The organism is Streptomyces sp. NPDC025618 (assembly GCF_055558795.1).
The window spans coordinates 339,210-358,677 of the sequence record NZ_JBVHLW010000003.1; the positions used below are offsets into that span (position 1 = coordinate 339,210).

Annotated in this window: 13 protein-coding genes; 5 read left to right on the forward strand and 8 right to left on the reverse strand. The window is 72.5% G+C overall.

The genetic code is table 11. The annotated features are described in order from the left end of the window. Nucleotides 1-107: 107 nt before the first annotated feature. Nucleotides 108-527 carry a very short patch repair endonuclease gene (locus ACZ4A5_RS05525; RefSeq protein WP_467578709.1) on the reverse strand — a complete coding sequence of 140 codons (420 nt, stop codon included), beginning with the start codon at nt 525-527 and terminating at the stop codon, nt 108-110. A 182-nt stretch (nt 528-709) separates the two neighbouring features. Between ACZ4A5_RS05525 and ACZ4A5_RS05530 the strand changes: the two genes are divergently transcribed. Further along, nucleotides 710-1,888, forward strand: a complete 1,179-nt coding sequence (locus ACZ4A5_RS05530; protein ID WP_467578656.1) for a DNA cytosine methyltransferase — start codon at nt 710-712, stop codon at nt 1,886-1,888. Between the two features lie 27 nt (nt 1,889-1,915). Here ACZ4A5_RS05530 and ACZ4A5_RS05535 read toward each other — a convergent pair whose 3' ends face one another. The 4 genes from ACZ4A5_RS05535 to ACZ4A5_RS05550 all read right to left on the reverse strand — a co-directional run bounded on the left by ACZ4A5_RS05535 (nt 1,916) and on the right by ACZ4A5_RS05550 (nt 7,324). Further along, the gene (locus ACZ4A5_RS05535; RefSeq protein WP_467578658.1) at nt 1,916-3,238 is read right to left on the reverse strand and encodes a PrsW family intramembrane metalloprotease; all 1,323 of its coding nucleotides are present in this window, start codon (nt 3,236-3,238) and stop codon (nt 1,916-1,918) included. Nucleotides 3,239-3,342: 104 nt separating this feature from the next. Beyond that, nucleotides 3,343-4,155, reverse strand: coding sequence for a tRNA (guanosine(46)-N7)-methyltransferase TrmB (gene trmB / locus ACZ4A5_RS05540; protein WP_467578660.1), 813 nt, complete (start codon nt 4,153-4,155; stop codon nt 3,343-3,345). Nucleotides 4,156-4,423: 268 nt separating this feature from the next. Continuing rightward, entirely contained in the window at nt 4,424-5,632 is a 1,209-nt protein-coding gene (lhgO, locus tag ACZ4A5_RS05545) for an L-2-hydroxyglutarate oxidase (protein WP_467578711.1), read from the reverse strand. Nucleotides 5,633-5,878: 246 nt separating this feature from the next. Then, nucleotides 5,879-7,324, reverse strand: a complete 1,446-nt coding sequence (locus tag ACZ4A5_RS05550) for an MFS transporter (protein ID WP_467578662.1) — start codon at nt 7,322-7,324, stop codon at nt 5,879-5,881. Between the two features lie 696 nt (nt 7,325-8,020). On the opposite strand from ACZ4A5_RS05550, the gene ACZ4A5_RS05555 reads away from it, so the two are divergent. Further along, nucleotides 8,021-10,165 carry an asparagine synthase-related protein gene (locus ACZ4A5_RS05555; RefSeq protein ID WP_467578664.1) on the forward strand — a complete coding sequence of 715 codons (2,145 nt, stop codon included), beginning with the start codon at nt 8,021-8,023 and terminating at the stop codon, nt 10,163-10,165. A gap of 22 nt (nt 10,166-10,187) precedes the next feature. Here ACZ4A5_RS05555 and ACZ4A5_RS05560 read toward each other — a convergent pair whose 3' ends face one another. Then, the gene (locus ACZ4A5_RS05560; RefSeq protein ID WP_467578666.1) at nt 10,188-12,284 is read right to left on the reverse strand and encodes a sigma-70 family RNA polymerase sigma factor; all 2,097 of its coding nucleotides are present in this window, start codon (nt 12,282-12,284) and stop codon (nt 10,188-10,190) included. A gap of 243 nt (nt 12,285-12,527) precedes the next feature. Continuing rightward, nucleotides 12,528-13,268, reverse strand: coding sequence for a TetR/AcrR family transcriptional regulator (locus ACZ4A5_RS05565; protein WP_467578668.1), 741 nt, complete (start codon nt 13,266-13,268; stop codon nt 12,528-12,530). A 402-nt stretch (nt 13,269-13,670) separates the two neighbouring features. Between ACZ4A5_RS05565 and ACZ4A5_RS05570 the strand changes: the two genes are divergently transcribed. Together ACZ4A5_RS05570 and ACZ4A5_RS05575 are read left to right on the forward strand one after the other, a co-directional pair. After that, the gene (locus ACZ4A5_RS05570; RefSeq protein ID WP_467578713.1) at nt 13,671-15,017 is read left to right on the forward strand and encodes an NAD(P)/FAD-dependent oxidoreductase; all 1,347 of its coding nucleotides are present in this window, start codon (nt 13,671-13,673) and stop codon (nt 15,015-15,017) included. Between the two features lie 266 nt (nt 15,018-15,283). After that, on the forward strand, nt 15,284-17,035 hold the full coding sequence (locus ACZ4A5_RS05575; protein ID WP_467578670.1) for an ATP-binding SpoIIE family protein phosphatase: 1,752 nt from the start codon (nt 15,284-15,286) through the stop codon (nt 17,033-17,035). 101 nt (nt 17,036-17,136) lie between these two features. Here the strand turns inward: ACZ4A5_RS05575 and ACZ4A5_RS05580 are convergent, their stop codons facing one another. After that, complete coding sequence (locus ACZ4A5_RS05580) at nt 17,137-18,447, reverse strand: MFS transporter (RefSeq protein ID WP_467578715.1); 1,311 nt, start codon at nt 18,445-18,447, stop codon at nt 17,137-17,139. 139 nt (nt 18,448-18,586) lie between these two features. On the opposite strand from ACZ4A5_RS05580, the gene ACZ4A5_RS05585 reads away from it, so the two are divergent. Continuing rightward, on the forward strand, nt 18,587-19,135 hold the full coding sequence (locus ACZ4A5_RS05585) for a MarR family winged helix-turn-helix transcriptional regulator (RefSeq protein WP_467578672.1): 549 nt from the start codon (nt 18,587-18,589) through the stop codon (nt 19,133-19,135). Nucleotides 19,136-19,468: the final 333 nt, after the last annotated feature.

Here is a 19,468-nt window from a genome sequence, read left to right on the forward strand (position 1 = left end):
GCCTTGTGGTCCAGGTCGCCGAGGCGGGTTCACCCGCTGTTACGAGACTTGCACGATCAATAGTGACCGTAGTGCACAGATCCGACTCCGAGACGAAAATCGTGCGATCAGGATCGATCCCGATCCGGCATCGCCGGGGGGCGTCGGTCGACGGCTCGTGCCAAGGCGACGGCCGCAGCGATGTCGGAGGCCACGGCGACCGGGTCCTCGTGCTCCCAGAAGCGCATCACGGTCCACCCGGCGTCGAGCAGATGCTCCGTGGTCTCCCGGTCGCGGGACATGTTGCGATCAAGCTTCTGCCGCCACCAGTCGGCGTTGGCCTTGGGGCTGGTGGCGTGCTCCGGGCACCCGTGCCAGAAGCAGCCGTCGAGGAAGACGGCGATGCGGGGGCCGGGGAACGCGATGTCGATGGTCCTTCGCGGTATGCCGGGAACGGGGCGCTGGAGGCGGTAGCGGTGTCCCGAGTGGTGCAGCAGGCGGCGCACCGCCATTTCGGGATTGGTGTCCCGACGGGCCTGACGGCTCATGCGGGCGGAAACGACGGGCGAGGAGGGCGTCACGGGCACGCGTCCATTCTGCCGCGCCGTCGTGCTCCCGCGCGGTCCGCCTTGGCTGTCCGCCCAGCTCGGCCTCGAACGGATTTCCTGGCGTTGTCATACCCCGATGAGAGACTGGAACATCCGTTTCTGGTTCGAACTCAGGAGGGTTGATGAGCTCCAGCGGTAATCCGCTGACCTCGATCGAGATCTGCGCCGGGGCCGGCGGGCAGGCGCTCGGTCTGCACAACGCCGGGTTCCGGCACCTCGCCCTCCTGGAGATCGACAAGCATGCCTGCGAGACGCTTCGGCTCAATGTGCGCGAGCACCCTGACTGGGCTGGGTGTGAGGTCGTCGAGGGTGACGTGACCGAGGTTGATCCCTTTGCGCACCCACAGCTCGCGAAGTTCGGCCTTGTGCCGGGCGAGTTGGATCTCCTCGCCGGAGGGGTGCCCTGCCCGCCGTTCTCCGTTGCCGGGAAGCAGCTCGGGGAGGACGACGAACGCGACCTCTTCCCGAGGGTGGTTGAGCTGGTGGCCGAGCTCCGGCCCAAGGCCGTGATGATCGAGAACGTCCGCGGGCTCCTTGACAGCAAGTTCAAGCCTTACCGTGACCGTATCGTGGCGGAACTCGAGGGCTATGGGTACGAGTTCTGCGGCTGGGAGCTGATGGAGGCGTGCTCCTACGGCGTTCCCCAGCTTCGTCCCCGAGCCATCCTCGTCATGATTCAGAAGGGATACCTGCTCGAAGCCCCTTTCCGGTGGCCTGTCGGCAGTGAGAAGGTCGTGACTGTCGCGGAGGCTCTCGAAGAGACCATGCGGGAACGGTTCGAGCCTCATGGGACCAAGGGCGAAGCCGCCTTCGAGAAGTGGCTGGCCAAGGCGACGGAGCGTGGGACCGAAGGTCCCACCATCGTCGGTGGCTCCAAGAAGCACGGCGGTGCCGACCTTGGGCCCAGCCGGGCAAAGAAGGCATGGGCTGCTCTAGGCGTCGACGGATGGGGTGTCGCCAACGACCCTGAGGCGCACGATCCGGATCGGGACCTTTTCAGGGAAAACGGCCCGATGCTCACCGTGGAACAAGCCGCGATCATCCAAGGGTTCCCGCGCCACTGGAAGTTCGCGGGCAGGAAGACCGCTCGCTACCGCCAGGTGGGCAACGCCTTCCCGCCGCCGGTCGCGGAGGCCGTGGGCAGGTCCATAGCGGAGGTTCTCCGCCCTGATGCCCAGGCCGTGTCGATGTCGGCCGCCGAGCCGATCGAGCCCATGCTGATCTCGTCCCCTCGGCGGATAGTTGGGCCCGCCCAGCCGACTTCGGACGGCTTCGAGGACCTCGAGGCCACGAGCGCCTGAGGGGCCGTACTCCCGTCATCCTCCCCGTCAACGCGGAGGCCCCCACCCCGGCCGTACCGCCCCCGCCACAACCCCCCGCGGCACCGCCGCCGACGCCTGGGCCAGGGCCGGCTGGGCCACGGCTCTCCGTTGCCACAAGTGGTGGAGGAGTTCCTGCTCGCGCGCCGGGAAGTCCGGGCCCGCCGTGCCGTTGTAGGCGCGCTGGCGGAGGAAGGCCAGGGATGTCGCGAAGGAGATGTATTCCGCGACCGTGCGGGCCGCCGTGGGGCCGGCGGTGCGGCGGGCGAGGTCTCGGGCTATGCCTCGGGCGCGCATGTTGGAGAGGGCCAGCGGCTCGGGCGGGGTGAGCCAGCCGGCGGCCTGGTAGGCGGGGAGGTGGGCGCGGATCGTACGGAGTTCGTTCTGGCGGGACCAGATCGTCAGCCAGGTCAGCACGCCGAAGACCGGCACCATGAAGAGGCTGTAGACGGCGAGGAAGCCGAGGGGCGACAGCGACGCCGAACCGTTCCAGCAGGCGTGCAGGACCATCGCGGTCAGCAGCGCGGCGGTCGGTACGAGGACGCGGGCCACACGGCGCCGCGGGCCGAAGGTCGCGGCTATGCCGAAGCCCAGGCCGGTCATCGAGGTGAAGAGCGGGTGCGCGAACGGCGACATCAGCACGCGGACGAAGAACGTCGCGGCCGTCGTCGACTGCAGCCCCGAGTAGCCGAAGCTCTGGTCGGAGGCGAAGGCGTTGCCGAGGTAGAGGATGTTCTCGGTGAAGGCGAAGCCGGTGGCCGTGATGCCGGCTATGACCACACCGTCGACGATGCCGTTGAAGTCGCGGCGGCGGAAGAGGAACAGCAGCAGCACGGCGGCCGCCTTGGCGCTCTCCTCGACCACCGGGGCGACGAACGTGGCACCCCACTTGTCGGCGTCGGCCCGCTGCGCGACATCGACGGTGGTCAGCAGCCACTTCGTGGCGTAACCGTTGGCCATGATGGCCACGAGGGTGGCCGCGCAGGCGCCCCAGGCGAAGGCGAAGACGAGGTTCCGCCAGGGCTTCGGCTCGACCCGGTCCATCCATCGGAACGCCGCGACGAGCAGCGGTACGGGCAGCACCGCCAGGCCCAGGCCCACCAGGAAGCCCTCGGTGCCGGTCTGTTCGCGGACGAGCGCGAGGATGACCAGGCCGCTGAGGGCCAGCAGCAGGATCAGCCCGCCCGCGCGCACCGCCTTGTTGTCCCACAGGGCGCGGCGCGGCCTGTAGCGCCAGCCCTCCGGCGACGGCATCGCGGTGAAGCTCGGCTGTTGGCCGTGGGCGGGCGCGGGCCCGGCTGTCGGCGGCTGGTGGGACGGGGACTCATGCACTCGATGACCCTAACGAAGGGCCGGAGTGGGTAACCCGCGGTTCCGGCGACGGCTTCGGCCCGGCGGCCATGACACGCGTCACCGCCGGGACTTCCGCCGGGGGATCAGACCGCGCGCCGCCGGAACATCAGGTCGTGCACCACGTGCCCCTTGTCCAGCCCCTGGCCCTCGAACCGCGTCAGCGGACGGAAGTCCGGGCGGGGTGCGTAGCCGCCGTCGGGCTGGGTGTTCTCGAAGTCCGGGGCGGCCGAGAGCACCTCGAGCATCTGCTCCGCGTACGGCTCCCAGTCCGTCGCGCAGTGCAGCACGGCGCCGGGCGCGAGCCGGGTGGCGGCCAGCGCCAGGAACTCCGGCTGGATCAGCCGGCGCTTGTGGTGGCGCTTCTTGGGCCACGGGTCCGGGAAATAGACGCGCAGGCCCGCGAGGGAGTCGGGGGCGAGCATCTCGCGGAGCAGGATGATCGCGTCGCCATTGGCCACGCGGACGTTGGTCAGGCCGTTCCGCTCGGCGAGGGCGAGCAGATTGCCCTGGCCGGGGGTGTGCACGTCACAGGCCAGGATGCCGGTGCCGGGGTCGGCGGCCGCCATCTGCGCCGTGGCCTCGCCCATGCCGAAGCCGATCTCCAGGACGACGGGCAGCTTCGGATCGCCGAACAGCTCGCCCAGGTCGAGGCGGCTCAGACCGTCGATGTCCAGGCCCCACTTCGGCCACAGGCGGCGCAGGGCCTCGCCCTGGCCGGTGGTGACGCGGCTGCGGCGCGGCTGGAAGGAACGGATCCGGCGCTCGTGGTGCGAGCCGGCCGGGTCGGCGGCGGGTCCGGCCGGGAACTTCGGCTCGCGCGCGGCCGTCGGCCGCTCTGCGGTGGTGGCGGCCGGGGTCCCGGTGGGGGCTGGGGTGGGGTCGAGGTTCTCAGGCACAGTTCTTCCATAGTACGGGCGTGGCTCTGGGGTGGGCCCGGGCCACGGATCGGGGTCCTGGGAGCGGCTTGCTGCGCCTGCGGCGGGCTTTTTCCCCAGCTCCGCCCCTTCCCGGCCGCGTCTGATGTGCGGCTCCGCCGCGTGGGGGACTGCCGCCCCAGACCCCGAAACCTCGGATCCGTTGCCGCCTGCGGCGGGAGCGGCCTGCGGCCGCGTCCTCAAGCGCCACACGGGCTGAATCGCGCACCCCGAAACGAGCGCTCCCCCCTCACCCCAACCCCGCCAGCACCCTCCTCGCCACTTCCCTCCCGATCGGCAAGGACGCCGTCGCCGCCGGCGACGGCGCGTTCAGGACGTGGACCATGCCGGGTGACTCCGCGAAGAGGAAGTCGTCCACCAGCGTGCCGTCCCGCAGGACCGCCTGGGCCCGTACGCCCGCGGGGGCCGGTATCAGGTCGTCCGCGGTCACCTCGGGCAGCAGGCGGCGCACCGCTTCCGTGAAGGCGCGCTTGGAGAGGGAGCGGCGCACCTCGCCCGCGCCGTAGCGCCAGTGGCGGCGGGCCAGGTGCCAGGAGCCGGGATACGCGACGGTCGCGGCCAGCTCGCCGGGCCGTACGGTCGCGCGGCCGTATCCCTCGCGGGCGAGGGCGGGCACCGCGTTCGGCCCGATGTGGACGCCGCCGTCGATGCCCCGGGTGAGGTGGACGCCGAGGAAGGGGAACGCCGGGTCCGGCACCGGATAGACGAGGCCGCGCACCAGGTCCGCGCGGGCCGGGGCCAGCTCCCAGTACTCCCCGCGGAAGGGGATGATCCGCATGCCCGGGTCGTCGCCCGCCAGCCGGGCGACGGCGTCGCTGTGCAGCCCGGCGCAGTTGACCAGCGCGCGGGCGCGCAGCACCTCGCCCCGCGCCGTACGGACCGCGACCGCCGTGCCCCGCCGCCCGATGGCCTCGACCCGGGCGCCGTACCGCACGTGAGCCCCGGCGTCCTCCGCGAGACCGGCCAGGCGGCGGGTCACCGCGCCGTAGTCACAGACGCCCGTCGTGCCGACGTGGATCGCGCCGAGGCCCCGCACACGCGGTTCGTACTCCGCGATCTGGGCGGGGCCCAGCTCCCGCACCGGGATGCCGTTCTCCCGGCCGCGCTGGACCAGGGCGTGCAGCCGGGGCAGCTCCGCGCGCTCCGTGGCGACGATCAGCTTGCCGGTGACCTCGCACGGCAGGCCGTACTCCGCGCAGAACTTCACCATCTCCGCCGCGCCCCGCACCGCGAACCGCGCCTTGAGCGAGCCCGGGCGGTAATAGATCCCGCTGTGGATCACACCGCTGTTGTGCCCGGTCTGATGGAGCGCGGGCCCCGCCTCCTTCTCCAGCACCATGACGCGCGTGCCCGGTGCGGCGCGCGTGATCGCATACGCCGTCGACAGGCCCACGATCCCGCCCCCGACCACCAGCACATCGCAGTCGTACGCCTTCACCACGTCACCTCCCCGCGCCGACCGGACACCCGCGACCGAGCACCCGGCAACCCTCAGCGCCTCACCCACGCCCCCATCATGACCTGCGCCACTGACAACGGGTCGAAACCCGAGGTCAGCCAGGGGGCAGGGGCAAGATGATCACAGCCGGGGAAAACATGCCGAGTTGGGCGGAAAGATCGGAAGCCGGCGCGGAAGGGGATGTACCGCTTCCGTCGCCTCCGTCACGTCGATGTCAGCCGTCCCTCAGCCGTGCGCCACCAGCAGCGGCCGCGCCCGCTCCCGGAGCTCGACCACCCGCGGCTCGTCCCCGTACGGCTCCAGGCGGTGCAGCAGATCACGTACGTATTCCGTCGTACGCGCCGAGGAGATCCGCCCCGCGACCTCCACCGCGCGCGTCCCGGCCGCGCATGCCGCGTCCAGATTGCCCGACTCGAGCTCGGCGACCGCCGACACCACCAGCCGCAGGCCGTGCGACCGTACGAACTCCTCCGTCGGACGCGACAGCGCCTGCTCCGTGAAGCGCTGCACCTGGCGCGGCATCCGCAGGTCGCGGTAGCACTCGGCGGCGTCGGCGGCGAACCGCTCCTGGGTGTAGAAGTCCAGCCAGGAGGGGTCGGGGTCGCCCGTGCGCGCCCGCTCCAGCCACCCCTCGGCGGCCTTGAGCGCGGCGCCGCAGGCGGGGGCGTCGCCGGCCTTGGCCTGGGCCCGTGCCTCGACGAGGCGGAAGAAGCTCATCGTGCGGGCGGTGGCCAGGCCGCGGTTGCGCTCCAGCGCGGCCTGCGCGAGGTCCACGCCCTCGTCGGCGAAGCCGCGGTAGGTCGCCTGGAGGCTCATCGAGGCCAGCACATAGCCGCCCAGCGGCACGTCGGCGGCCGCGCGGGCCAGCCGCAGCGCCTGGATGTAGTAGCGCTGCGCGGCCTCCTGCTGGCCGGTGTCGAAGGCCATCCACCCGGCGAGCCGGGTCAGTTCGGCCGTGGCACCGAACAGCGACCGGCCGACCTCGTCGGTGTACGAACCGAGCAGCAGCGGGGCCGCGTCGACGCGCAGGCACTCGGGGACCATCGACGAACGCCAGTCGCCCCCGCCGTACTTGGAGTCCCATCGCCGGGCGTCGTCCGCCGCCTCCCGCAGCTTGGTCACATCGCTGTGGCCCACGCGCTGCACCGGACCGCCCTCGGAGCCGCCGTTCTCGGTCTCACGGGCCGCCTGGTGGGCCTCGCGGGCGACCGAGCCGTCGGCGGGGGTTATCAGCCATCGTGACGCGGGCGTGGCGTAGGCGCTGACGGAGAAGGATCCGGCCAGGCTCTGCCAGATGCCGCCGCCCCCGCGGCGACCGGCGAGATCCAGCCGGTAGAGCTCCGTCGCGGAGCGCACCGCCTGGCCGACATCGCGCGGAAAGGAGAGCCCCACCTCGGGCGCGGGGTCGGCGTCGGCGAGCCCGATCTCGTGCAGCGGCACCGGCCGGCCGAGCTTCCCGGCGATGGCAGCGGCGATCAGATGGGGGGCCGCGCCCTGCGGGACCATGCCTTTGGAGACCCAGCGGGCCACGGACGTCTTGTCGTAGCGAAGTGTCAATCCGCGCTGCGCACCGAGGTCGTTGACCCGTCGCGCGAGACCGGCGTTGCTGATTCCGGCCAGGACGAGGACAGTGCCGAGCTTCTCGTTCGGCCCGCGTGGCTCCCTGGACATGCGCACCCCTCGGCAACAGCGACGCCCGCCCCGGCATAGGCACGAGGCATTCGTAAACCCAGCGTAGTTCCCCGCATCCCGACCGTTAAGAGGTGCTGTCCCGGATGGCGGGATTCAGGTCCGTGCGCGCGTGCACCGAGGGGCACGTGCTCCGGTTGTGTGTGGCCGTGCGCCCGCCGTGCGCTCTGTCCACGCCATCCTGGGGCCGCTTCCATGGAAGGCGCGTGGGTTGGCCCGCTGCACTGGATCCAGTGGGCTGGGGGAGCCGCCGCCTCATTCCCCGCGGGCGGCGGAGCGGTCCGGGAGGCGGTCGAACGCCTCCCGGACATGCGTATGTCCACGGGGCGCGCCATGAACTCGGCCTGGGCGGACGGTACTTGCCGATCGAGGCATTGCGCGAATGCGCCCCGCCCCGCGGGCGCTCCGGAGATTGGCCGGTTCTCGCCGCCCGGAGCGCCGGGCCCCGACGCCGTCATCTCTCCGCAACGCGCCACGCGCCTACACGTCGGTTCCCTCCGCCCTCAGTCGTGACAGCATGGCCACTGCAATGGGCATGACGATCCAACACCTCGTGCTGCCGGAAGGCGAGTTGAGGACCGCGGGCGTGACCGGTGTGTCGCATCCTTCGTTGTCGTCGTCGGTCCGCTGCGCACGAAGACGGCACCCGTTGGTTGTCCACAGCCTGTGGAGGCGGCAATGCGCTGGTTGGTGGGGTGGAGCAGCACCGCCTCAGGGACCGGTCCACGCGCCGCGCCGGGCTACGACGACAGCGGCCCGGACCATCTCGACGCCCCCACCGTCCACCCGGTCGGCGCCCAGCTGCTGTGGGGCGATCCCGCGCCCCTGTGGGCCGTCGGCGACTGGCGGCCGGACGAGATCCACGTCGTCCAGGCCGACGCGGTCACCCGGCTCGCCGTGTTCGGCCGCTGTGGTGCCACCGACGGCGAGCTGAGGACCGGGCTGATCGCTGCCCGCGGCGGCGCGCTGCGCCACCTGACGGCATGGCCCGGCAGCTACACGGCCGTCGCCCAGGTGGGGCGGCGCATTACCGTCGCGGGCGACCTCGCCGGCGCCCGGCCCGTCTTCCACACCTCCTGGGCCGGGGGCACCGCCTACGCCACCGCCGCGCTGCCCCTCGCCGACCTCATCGAGGCCCAGCTCGACGTCGGCCACCTCGCCGCCCTGCTCGCCTGCCCCGACTCCCCGGAGGCCATCGGCGACGGCACGCCCTATATGGGCGTACGGCGCGTGCCGCCCGGACACGCGCTGGTGCTGCGCGACGGCGCCCGCGAGGTCACCGGCTACGAACCGACCGCCTCGCTCGCCGTCGCCGCGCCCCAACTCGCTGCGGAGGAAGCCATCGAGGGCGTGCGGGACGCGCTCGTGGACGCCGTGCGCGCCCGGCTCGCGGCACCCTGCCACGCGCCGGAGGGCGGCTACGGCCACCCCGACCCCGGACCCGTGCCCGGCATGGGGCCCGCGCAGCGCCGCGCCGCACGCGGCGGCCCGGCACCCGGCATCGGCGCCGACCTCTCCGGAGGCAGCGCCTCCGCCACCCTCGCACTGCTCGCCGCAGGCCTCCCGGGAGTCGCCGGCATGCACTCCGGCAACGGCGCGGGCGAACGTCTCCTCGCCGTCACCTTCAACGACCTCGCCGCGGGCGGCAGCCGGGCCCACGAGGCCGAACTCGACCGCGCCCGCGCCATCGCCGCCGACCCCCGGCTGCGCCACGTCGTCGTCGCCGCGGGCGAGGAGGCCCTCCCGTACGCCGACCTGGGCGGCGGCCCGCTCACCGACGAGCCCGGGCCCTCCCTCGTCACCGCCGGACGGCACCGCCGGTGGCTGTCCGCGGGCAGCGCCGACCACCTCGTCGGGTACGGCGCACGCCAGGTCCTGGACGCCCATCCGGCGCGGCTCGCCGACCTGTTGATGGACCGACGGCGCCGCCACCTGATGCGGCCCGTCTCCGCCCTCGCGCGCGCCGACGGGCCGGCCACGCAGTCCCTGTTCGTCCCCTTCACCGTCTACCGCGCCGCGCGACGGCTGGCCCGTACGTCCTACCGGGAGGGCCTGGAGGCGGCGGCGGGGCAGCTCCTGGCGCTCGACTTCCCGGCTCTGAACGACCCCGTGGACGCGCCGCCGCCCGGCCCCGGCGGTGCCGTCGACGCCTCGCTCGCCGCCCTCACCTGGTGCAGACCCGGGCCCGCCGCGCGCTGGCTCACGGGCGAGGCGCTCGCCGAAGTATCGGTTCGCCTCCAGGCCGCCGCGGTCCGCCCCAGAGGGCTCCTCCAGCGCCCCGGCGAACGGCGCGCGGCCGCGGCACTCGCCCGCCACGCCGCCGACCACCGCATCTTCGAGCAGGCCGCCGAGGTCCGCAGCCAGCGCCTGCACGCCCCTTTCCTCGACAACCAGGTCGTACGCGCCTGCCGGGCCCTCCCCGAGGCGCTCCGGGTGCAGCCGGGGGCGCGCGCGTCCGTGCTGCGCGCCGTCCTGGCGGGCTCCGGAGTCCGTGAACTCCCCGCGGGCTGGGGCGCCACCTCGCACGCCTCGCACGCGGCGGCCGTACGCGCCGGCCTCCGCGCGTCCGTGGGCCAGCTGCTGGACCTCTTCGACGCGCCCCTCCTGGCGGACGCCGGTCTCGTCGAGGCCAGGGTCGTACGGGCCGCCCTGCACGCGGCGGCGGACGGCCGGGCCCTGCCGCTCGACGGCCTCGCGGAACTCGTCTCCACCGAGGTCTGGCTGCGCCGCCTGCTGGCCCGCCGCGGCACCTGCTGGACGGGCGCCGCGGCGCCTCGCCAGCGCGCGGTGGCAGGGGGTGTGACACCGAGGGGGAGCCTGTGAGTGACGGGCTTTTCCCCACCGGCTACGGGCAACTGATCCGCGCCCGCGCCCAGTCCGCCACAGTCACCGAATCCATGACGCTCACCGGCGAGACCACCAGCCGGACCGTGCGGTAACCGGACAACGGCACACGCACCGGCACCGCCGCCTCGCCCGCCCGCACCACACCCGACTCCCACAGCCGCGTGCCGTCGCCGTAGACGGAGAACCGCGCCGCCCCGAGGCCGAACGTCAGGTCGTCGACCCCCACCAGCGCGTCGTACGACGTGCACGACCGGTTCAGATCGACGGTCACGGACGACGACGCGCGCATGCTCACCCCGTCGCCGTATCCCACCCCGCCGATCTCCATCCCGTACCGCCGCCACAGCCAGCCGCTCCCGGACAGCCGCACCTCCGGCTCCGTGCCGTCGCCCACTCCGCCGTACTCCAGCTGGTTGAGCGGAAAGACCCTGACGGGCGGCTCCGGCGTCGGCGTCGGCGACGGATCGGGGGAGGGGGACTCCGGCGCGGAAGGCGTCGGGCTGGGCGCGGGCGGCGGGGGAGTCACCGGCTGCGGTGTCGGCGGCGGGGTCGTGTGCCGCACAGAAGGCACAGAATCCACGGGCGCCACAGAGGCCGTGGACGCCGGAGCGGAGGGCGGCGGCTTCCGTACGGGCTCCGGCTCCGGCGCGGCCGGCGGAACGGTGGCCACCGGCCCCGCCGGAGCCTTGGCCCGTGGTGCGTGGTGATGCGCGGGAGAACTGCCCATCAGTGCGTACGCGGTGACGGCACCGGCCACGATCACCGCGCCCGCCGCGACCCCGGCCTTCGCCGGAGCCCCCAGCCCCTCACCGGCCGCGGCGCTTCCGGCGCCTCCGCCCGCGCCTCCGCCCCCGCCGGAGCCCGCCGTGGCAGCCGCCCCCGCGCCCGCCGCCGTACCGGCACCGGCAGTCCCGGCGGCCAGGCCCACGGCCACCTTGACGGAGAACCCGGCGGCGGACCACCCGATCACCGCCACCGGCAGCAGCGCCCGCAGCCGGGCGTTGACATCGGCGACCTCCAGCGCCGCCGTACGGCAACGGGCACAGTCCTCCAGATGCTTGCGCAGCCCCCGCTCGGCCCGCATCCGCAACCCGCCCCGGGCGTACGCGCCGAGCCGGTCCGCATAGCGCGCGCACGCCCCGCCGGACGTCAGCGACGTACTCACGTGCGCCTGCAGATACGCCTGCTTCAGCCCTTCGCGTGCCCGGTGCGCGAGCACCGCCGTGGCGTTGGCCGTCAGCCCGAGCAGCGGCGCGACCTCGCTGGGCGACTCCTCCTCGACCGTGGTGTGCCACAGCACCGTCTGCCAGCGCTCCGGCAGGCTGCGGAACGCCTGCACGGCCAGTGACTGCTCCGCTTCCCGCATCGCCAGCACGTCCGCGCCCAGATCGAGCGTGTCGTCGTCCGCCGCCAGGGACCCGCGCGCCGCCGACGCGGCGAAGACCGCGAAATCCTCGATCAGCTGCTCCCGGCGCGTGGTCTTCGCCCACGCCGCCGCGACCCGCCGAACCGTCGTCAGCAGATAGGCGCGCACCGCCGAATTGGGCCCCGCGCCGCCTCGCACCGCCTGGAGGGTGCTCGCGAAGACCTCATTGGTGAGGTCCTCGGCGGTGTGGTCGTCCCGGCAACAGCTACGGGCGTACCGCCGCACCGCGGCCGCGTGCCGGCGGTACAGCTCCTCGTACGCCGCGCTCTCACCGGACCGCATCCGGGCGACCAGCTCGATGTCGGACGGCGGCACGTCGACGGCCGGTTCCTCGACGACGGTCCGCTCATCGGCAAGGGCGTCCGGGACGCCCGCGCCGGATGCGTCGGAACCCCGTAGGCCGGAGGGCTCTGCGTCGGCCGGCGGCGTGCCGGACGATCGCGCACGCGAGGACCGCGACCCGGACCGCCGCGCGTGCGAGGGCCGCGCCCGCCCTGCCCGTGCTTCGGGCCCCGACGCCTGCGCCGAGTCGGCGAGGATGCCCTGACCGCCCTCCCGCTGCTGCGGCACGCTCGGGCTGTCAGGGGAGCCACGACCGGACATCCGGCGAGAGAGCGGCGAGCCCGCCTCCTCACTCCCGCGTGGTTCATCCCAGCCGTCAACGCCCATAGCGGCGGCTCCTGTACACGCCAGCGCACCCGAACACCGTAGAAGCGTGGCACAGTGTCGGCCGTCACCACCGCGACAGAGGCATCAACCACTCATCCGGGGCGCCCTGGAACACCTGGAGCAGTGACAGCCACCCGAACGGGGAAGGATTTTCCGAACGCGCCCAATGCGTATTGGGCGCGCCCGTCACGAAAACACTCGCCCGCGGGCTCGCGCTGACTGCTCTGCGCGCTGACTACGCGGTCATCCCTCCGACGGCCGGGACCGGAGCCCCTCCAGGAGGATGTCCAGGAGCCGCGAGGAGGCGGCCGCCTGCTGCACCGCGTCCGGCAGCGAGGGCGCTGCCGTCGCTATCACCAGCAGCACATCGGCCACCGTCACATCGGCGCGCAGCTGACCCGCGGCCCGCGCCCGGTCCACCAGCCGCCCGACGACCTCCAGCAGCGCCGCCGCGCCCGAGTCCTCGCGCTCGGTGACCGGCGCAGGCCGCTGCTCGACCAGCCGCAGTTCATGCAGCTGGCCCCCGGTGGCCCCCGGCTGCCGCTGCTGCGGCACGCGGGCCTCGATCTGCTCCTCGCCGTCCACGTCGACGCCGACGCGCAGCACCTGAGGCGGCAGCAGCCGCCCCGCGCCCGAGGCCACCGACGTGCGCAGGAACCGGGAGAGGGCCGACCACGGCTCGTCCTCCTGGCCCAGCGCGGTCCGCGCCTGCTCGGTCAGCCGGGCCGTCTCCTCCTCGGCTATGCGCCGTACCAGTACGTCCTTGCTCGGGAAGCGGCGGTACACCGTCCCGACACCGACCCGGGCCCGGCGCGCCACGTCCTCCATCGGCGCCCCGTACCCCAGCTCGCCGAAGACCTCGCGAGCCGCCCGCAGGACATGTTCGAGGTTGCGCTGCGCGTCCACGCGCAGCGGAGTGCTCCGGCCGCCGTTGGCGTCAGCGGACGCGACAGCGGTCGACCAATGAGAGCCCTGAATGTGCATATGTGATCCCCCGGTTATGACGTCTCCCCCCGGAGACTCCCCGCCCTGACTGTCGGAGCACGTCTCTGACACCCCGACGAAGTACGAACATAGTTGAGCCCAGGTCAAGAAAGAAGGGGTAGTTCCGCACAGGCCGCCCCCGATTGGAGTACGAGCCTCACCCGCCCCGTTTCCGCACCACCCCACAACCCCACGACACTCGGCCTGACCTGCTCCTTTGTTCCTCGAACGCAGGCTCCGGCCATGGAGGGATCAGCTCCGCGGCCGGTCGTACATTTCATGGGGCCCTGTGGACAAACGCTCTTCGGCGATGCGTCATGGGAAGAAGCTGTGCCCGGCCGGGACGACCCGGCACCCCGGCCGCGGACCCCTTCGGGCCGGGCGACATCGCGAGGAGGGGCCCTGGTGAAGGAACCGGCGCGCATTCTGGTCGTCGGCGGTGGCTACGTCGGGATGTACACAGCTCTCCGGCTCCAGCGAAAGCTCAAGCGGGACGAGGCACACGTGACCGTGGTCGACCCCGAGCCGTACATGACCTACCAGCCGTTCCTCCCCGAGGCCGCGGCCGGCTCCATCTCGCCCCGCCACGTCGTCGTCCCGCTGCGCCGCGTCCTGCCCGAGTGCCAGGTCGTCATCGGCGAGGTCGCGTCCATCGACCACGGCAAGCGGACCGCGACCATCGACACCCTCGCCACCCGCCAGGACGCCACCGGCGCCGTCGAGATGCACTACGACGAGCTGATCCTCGCGCCCGGCTCCATCTCCCGCACCCTCCCGGTCCCGGGCCTCGCGGAGCACGGCATCGGCTTCAAGACGGTCGAGGAGGCCATCGGCCTGCGCAACCACGTGCTCGAACAGATGGACATCGCCTCCTCCACCCGCGACCCCGATGTCCGCGACGCCGCCCTCACCTTCGTCTTCGTCGGCGGCGGCTACGCGGGCGTCGAAGCGCTCGCCGAGCTGGAGGACATGGCCCGTTACGCCGCCCGCTACTACCACAATCTGCGGCCCGACGACCTGAAGTTCATCCTCGTCGAGGCGTCCGGCCGCATCCTCCCCGAGGTCGGCGAGGAGATGGGCCGCTACGCGCTCCGCGAGCTGCGCGGCCGCAACATCGACGTACGGCTCGACACCCGGCTGGACTCCTGCGTGGACCGGATCGCCGTCCTCAGCGACGGCTCCCGCTTCCCCACCCGGACGCTCGTCTGGACCGCGGGCGTCAAACCGCACCCCGTCCTCGCCGCCACCGACCTCCCGCTCGACGAACGCGGCCGCCTCAAGTGCACCGCCGCCCTCACCGTGGCGGGCGTCGAACACGCGTGGGCCGCCGGTGACGCGGCGGCCGTCCCCGATGTCACGGCGGAGGAGCCGGGCAAGGAGTGCGCTCCCAACGCCCAGCACGCCGTCCGCCAGGCCAAGGTGCTCGCCGGGAACGTCATCGCCTCACTGCGCGACCAGCCGCTGAAGGACTACGCCCACAAGTACGTCGGCTCCGTCGCCTCGCTCGGCCTGCACAAGGGCGTCGCACAGGTGTACGGCCAGAAGCTCAAGGGCTACCCCGCGTGGTTCATGCACCGCGCCTATCACCTCAGCAGGATCCCGACCTTCAACAGGAAGGCGCGCGTCCTCGCCGAATGGACCCTTACGGGTCTGTTCAAACGTGAGATCGTCTCGCTCGGCTCGCTGGAGAACCCGCGTGCCGAGTTCGAACTCGCCGCGGACACCGGCCGCCATCCGGAAGCGAGTTGAGGCGTTTCCCTACGCCTCGGCGGAGCCGGGAACTCCCCGACAGGTGGCCGACGTCTGACGAATGTCAGTCCCGTCGGCCACACTGGTCGTGTGACCATGGGTGGGCTCGTATCTGCGAAGAGTAACGACGGCGAGGATTCGGACGTTTGCACCATTCCCCCGGGGACAGGCCCCCGTACCGCCAACCGCGGCCCCGCGCCGGGCGCGCGGCTCAGCCACGACACGTCGCCGAGCTGGACCGGAACGACTCCGCGAGGTAACCGTCCGTGAACTTCACCCGCTGGAGCGCCCGACTCCCAGGAACGCAGCGCCGAGCCGCCGCCCGCGCCGAACGCATGGAGCGCGCCGACCGGACCGCCGCACCCCAGCCCGTGCCCGCGGCCGCCGGCTCGGTGCCCGCCGCCCGCGCCGAGACCGCGCCGGCGGCCCCGCCCGGCCCCGACGACCCCGTCCCCAGCCTCGCCGGTCTCTCCGTCCACGACATCCTCGGCCAGGTCCCGGCCCTCGCCGTCGTCGTCTACGGCCCCGACCACCGCCTCGCCTATGTCAACGACGCCTATGCCACCCTCTTCGGCCCCCGCACCCCCGGCACGCCCGCCCGCGAGGCCCTCCCCGAGCTGACCGAGCTCGGCCTGCTCCCCCTGATGGACCAGGTCCTGCGCAGCGGCCGGCCCCGTACGGTCAAGTCCCGCCGCGTCAAAGCCGAAGCGCGTACGCCCGCCGCCGCCGACACGCCGACGGCCACGGAGTCCGACACCCGCCACGGGTACTACACCTTCACCTGCTCCCCGATCGAGGTCGGCCCCCACGACGCCACCCAGCCCGGGGTGCTCGTCTTCGCCGCCGATGTCACCGACCAGGTCGAGGCGGCCGAGCGGCTGCGCGCGAGCGAGCGCCGCCAGCGCGAGGCCGCGGTGACCCTCCAGCGCAGCCTCCTCCCGCAGGAGCTCGAGCAGCCCGACGACCTGCGCGTCGCCGCGACCTATCAGCCCGGCGGCAAGGACACCGCCGTCGGCGGCGACTGGTACGACGTCATCACCCTCGGCGCCGGCCGCACGGCGCTCGTCATCGGCGACGTCATGGGTCGCGGCGTGCGCGCGGCGGCCGTCATGGGCCAGCTCCGCACCGCCGTCCGGGCCTACGCCCGCCTCGACCTGCCCCCGCACGAGGTACTCCAGCTGCTCGACGGCCTCGCCACGGAGATCGACGCGACCCAGATCGCCACCTGCGTCTACGCCGTCCACGACCCCAACGAGGGCCGTCTCGTCTATGCCTCGGCGGGCCACCTCCCCATCCTCGTGCGCGACCCCGACGGCACGGTCCGCCGCGCGGCCGAGCCCACCGGCCCTCCGCTCGGCACCGGCGGCTGGGTGCACACCTCCGGCACGGTGCCCCTCGGCCCCGGCGCCAGCGCCGTCCTCTATACGGACGGCCTCGTCGAGCGGCGCAACGAGGACATCTACGAAGGCGTCGAGGCCCTGGAGCGCGCCTTCGCCGGAGCCACCGGCTCACCCCAGGTCATGTGCGACCGGCTGATGCGTGCCCTCGGCGTGACCGACGAGCACGACGACGACGTCGCCATGCTCGTCCTCCAGCACCCCGCACGCACCGGCCATGACGCCGAGCTGTTCCACAACGCCGCCCTCGAACTGCTCGGCGGCATCGAAGCGGCACCACGCGCGCGTGCCTTCGCCTCCGGCGTCCTGGTCAGCTGGCGCTTCCCGACCGAGCTGCGCGACCTGGGCGTCCTGGCCGCCAGCGAGCTCGTCGCCAATTCACTGCAGCACGGCACACCACCCATGCGGCTCCGCCTGCGCCGCACCGACCGGCGGCTGATCATCGAGGTCACCGACGGGGACGACCACCTGCCGCGGCGCCGTCGCGCGGAGCCGGCCGACGAGGCGGGCCGCGGCATCTCGATCATCGCGACCATCGCCTCGTCCTGGGGCTCGCGGCGCACGCCGGGCGGCGGCAAGGCCGTCTGGTGCGAATTCGCCCTCCCCGCGGGGCACACATGACAAGAGCGCCTGTGGCCCGGAAACGCTTCCGGGCCACAGGCGCTCTTCCCTATATATGCGCAGCGAATTTATGCACCTCGGCTGATTGCTCGGTGGCGTCCTTACACCGAGACGGGCGTCCGCTCGGTCTCCCCGACGACCACTGCCGCATCCACCACCTCGGTACGCGGAACGGACATCCGCGGAGGGATCTCCTGCGCGGGGGTCAGCCGACGACCCATCCGCAGCGCCAGCGCACTGATGCCGAGCGAGCACACGACCAGCATCACGATGTACGCGACGTACATCCCGCCACCGGCCATCAGACCGCCCACCGCGGGGCCGACCGCCAGCGCCAGTTGCTTCACCAGGGCGAAGGCCGAGTTGTACTGACCCACCAGCCGCGCCGGAGCCAGGTCCGCCACCAGCGGGGCCATCGTCGGCGACAGCATCGACTCACCGATGCCGAAGAGCGCGTACGTCGAGATCAACAGCGCGGTCGCCACACCGTGCGCGCCCGGCACGAGCCCCGAGACGCCCGCCGCGATCCACGCCACGGTCCATATCAGCCCGACCAGCGCGATCACCCGGCTCCGGCGCCGCCGCTCGACCAGCTTGAGCACCACGAACTGCGCCAGGACGATGGCGGCCGTGTTCGCCGCGAGAGCGATACCGAGCGTCGCGGGCGAGATCCGGGTCACCTCGACGGCGAAGGCCGCGAGACCCGACTCGAACTGCCCGTAGCAGGCGAAGAACATCACGAAGCCCAGGACACACAGCTGCACCATGGCCCGGTCCGCGAGCAGGGCCCGCCAGCCGCCCTTGGCCGACGCGTCGGTCGGCACGGCGTCCTCGACCTTGGGCACCTTCGGCAGGCGCACGGTCGCGATGGCCGCGCCCAGCACCAGGAACATCACGGACTCGATCGCGAACAGCCGCACGAAGCTCGACGGGTTCGACGTGTCCACGAGCTGCCCGCCCAGCAGCCCGCCGACACCCAGACCGAGGTTGTTCAGGAAGAACTGCATGGCGAAGGCGCGCGAGCGCGTGGCCGGCGTCGAGCACCACACGATCATCGTGGCCAGCGAGGGCTGGATCACCGCGATACCCGCACCGAGCGCGGCGGCCGCGGCGACGACGAGCGACTGGCTGTCGGCCAGACCGAGGCCCATGGAGCCCATGGCGGCGGAGACCGTACCGGCGATGGCGACAGGCAGCGGGCCCCGCCGGTCGATGACCCGACCGGTGAGGGGCAGCACGATCAGCGCGGCCACGGCGAAGGTCGCGAGCACGACGCCTGCCGTACTCGCGCCGAGGTTCCGCACCTGAGACACATAAATGAACAGGAACGGAACCGTGAAGCCGTTGCCGAACGCGCTCAACGCGTTGCCCAGCTGGATCCGGCGCAGTGCTGCGCCCATCGCGGTGGTCACACTCACCTACCTAGGTCGAGAGAAGGGGAAAGGAGCAAGGCGGACAGTCCAAGCCTGAAGACTTCAACTGTAAACTTCGAAGCTAAAGAGTACACACCAAAGGGCTTTAGTGCCAATCAGTCGTGCCATACTGCGGCTCATGGCTGACACCCCCGGCACCCGCGAGCCGAGCCTCGACGAGCAGATCGCGGCCTACCAGCGCGAGTTTCAGGACCTCGATCCCCAGGTGGAGAAGGTCGTCTCCGCCCTCAGCCGCCTCAACCGGCGCATGAACGTCGCGTACGGGCGGCAGACCGGGGAGCTCGGACTGAGCAACGCGGAATTCGAGGTGCTCAAGGCGCTGGTCCTGGCCGGCGACCCCTACCGCATGGGCCCTGGGGACCTGGCCAAGCGGCTCGGCCTCACCCCGGCCGCGATGACCCACCGCATCGACCGCATGGTCGCGGAGGGCCTCGTCACCCGCGAGCGCGACGAGAGCAACCGGGTGCGCGTCATCGTCGGCATCACCGAGGCGGGCCGCGCGAAGTGGCTGGAGGCGATGCGGATGGCCTCGGTCTTCGAGGAGGAGCTCCTCCAGGACCTCTCCGGCGACGAGCGGGGCAGGCTGGGCGAGATGCTGACCCGCCTGCTGCGCCGCGTGGAGACGGCCCAGCCGGACGCCGGCGGCCGTCTCAGCGACCTGGACTGAGGCCGTACGGGCGCCCACACCTGGGCGGTTGACACGGGTGGGGGCCATGAGTAGTGTTCTCCGGGTTGCCACACGGGCCTTACGGTTCTGGGGCGGCCACTCACGCCGCACCGGCGGCAATCTCTACAGCATGTTCCCTGAACGGGATGGATTTCGGCGTGCCGAATTCCGGACCGGGCGCCGATTAGGAGCCACCGGGGAAATACGCTAAAGTAGTGATCACGCCGGAAGGCGCGAGAAACCCCGCTCCAACAGGGGGCCGGAAATGAATTCCGAACCGGGAACGGAACGGAAAACGGATCTGGTAAGGTTGGAAACACGAAATACCGAAGG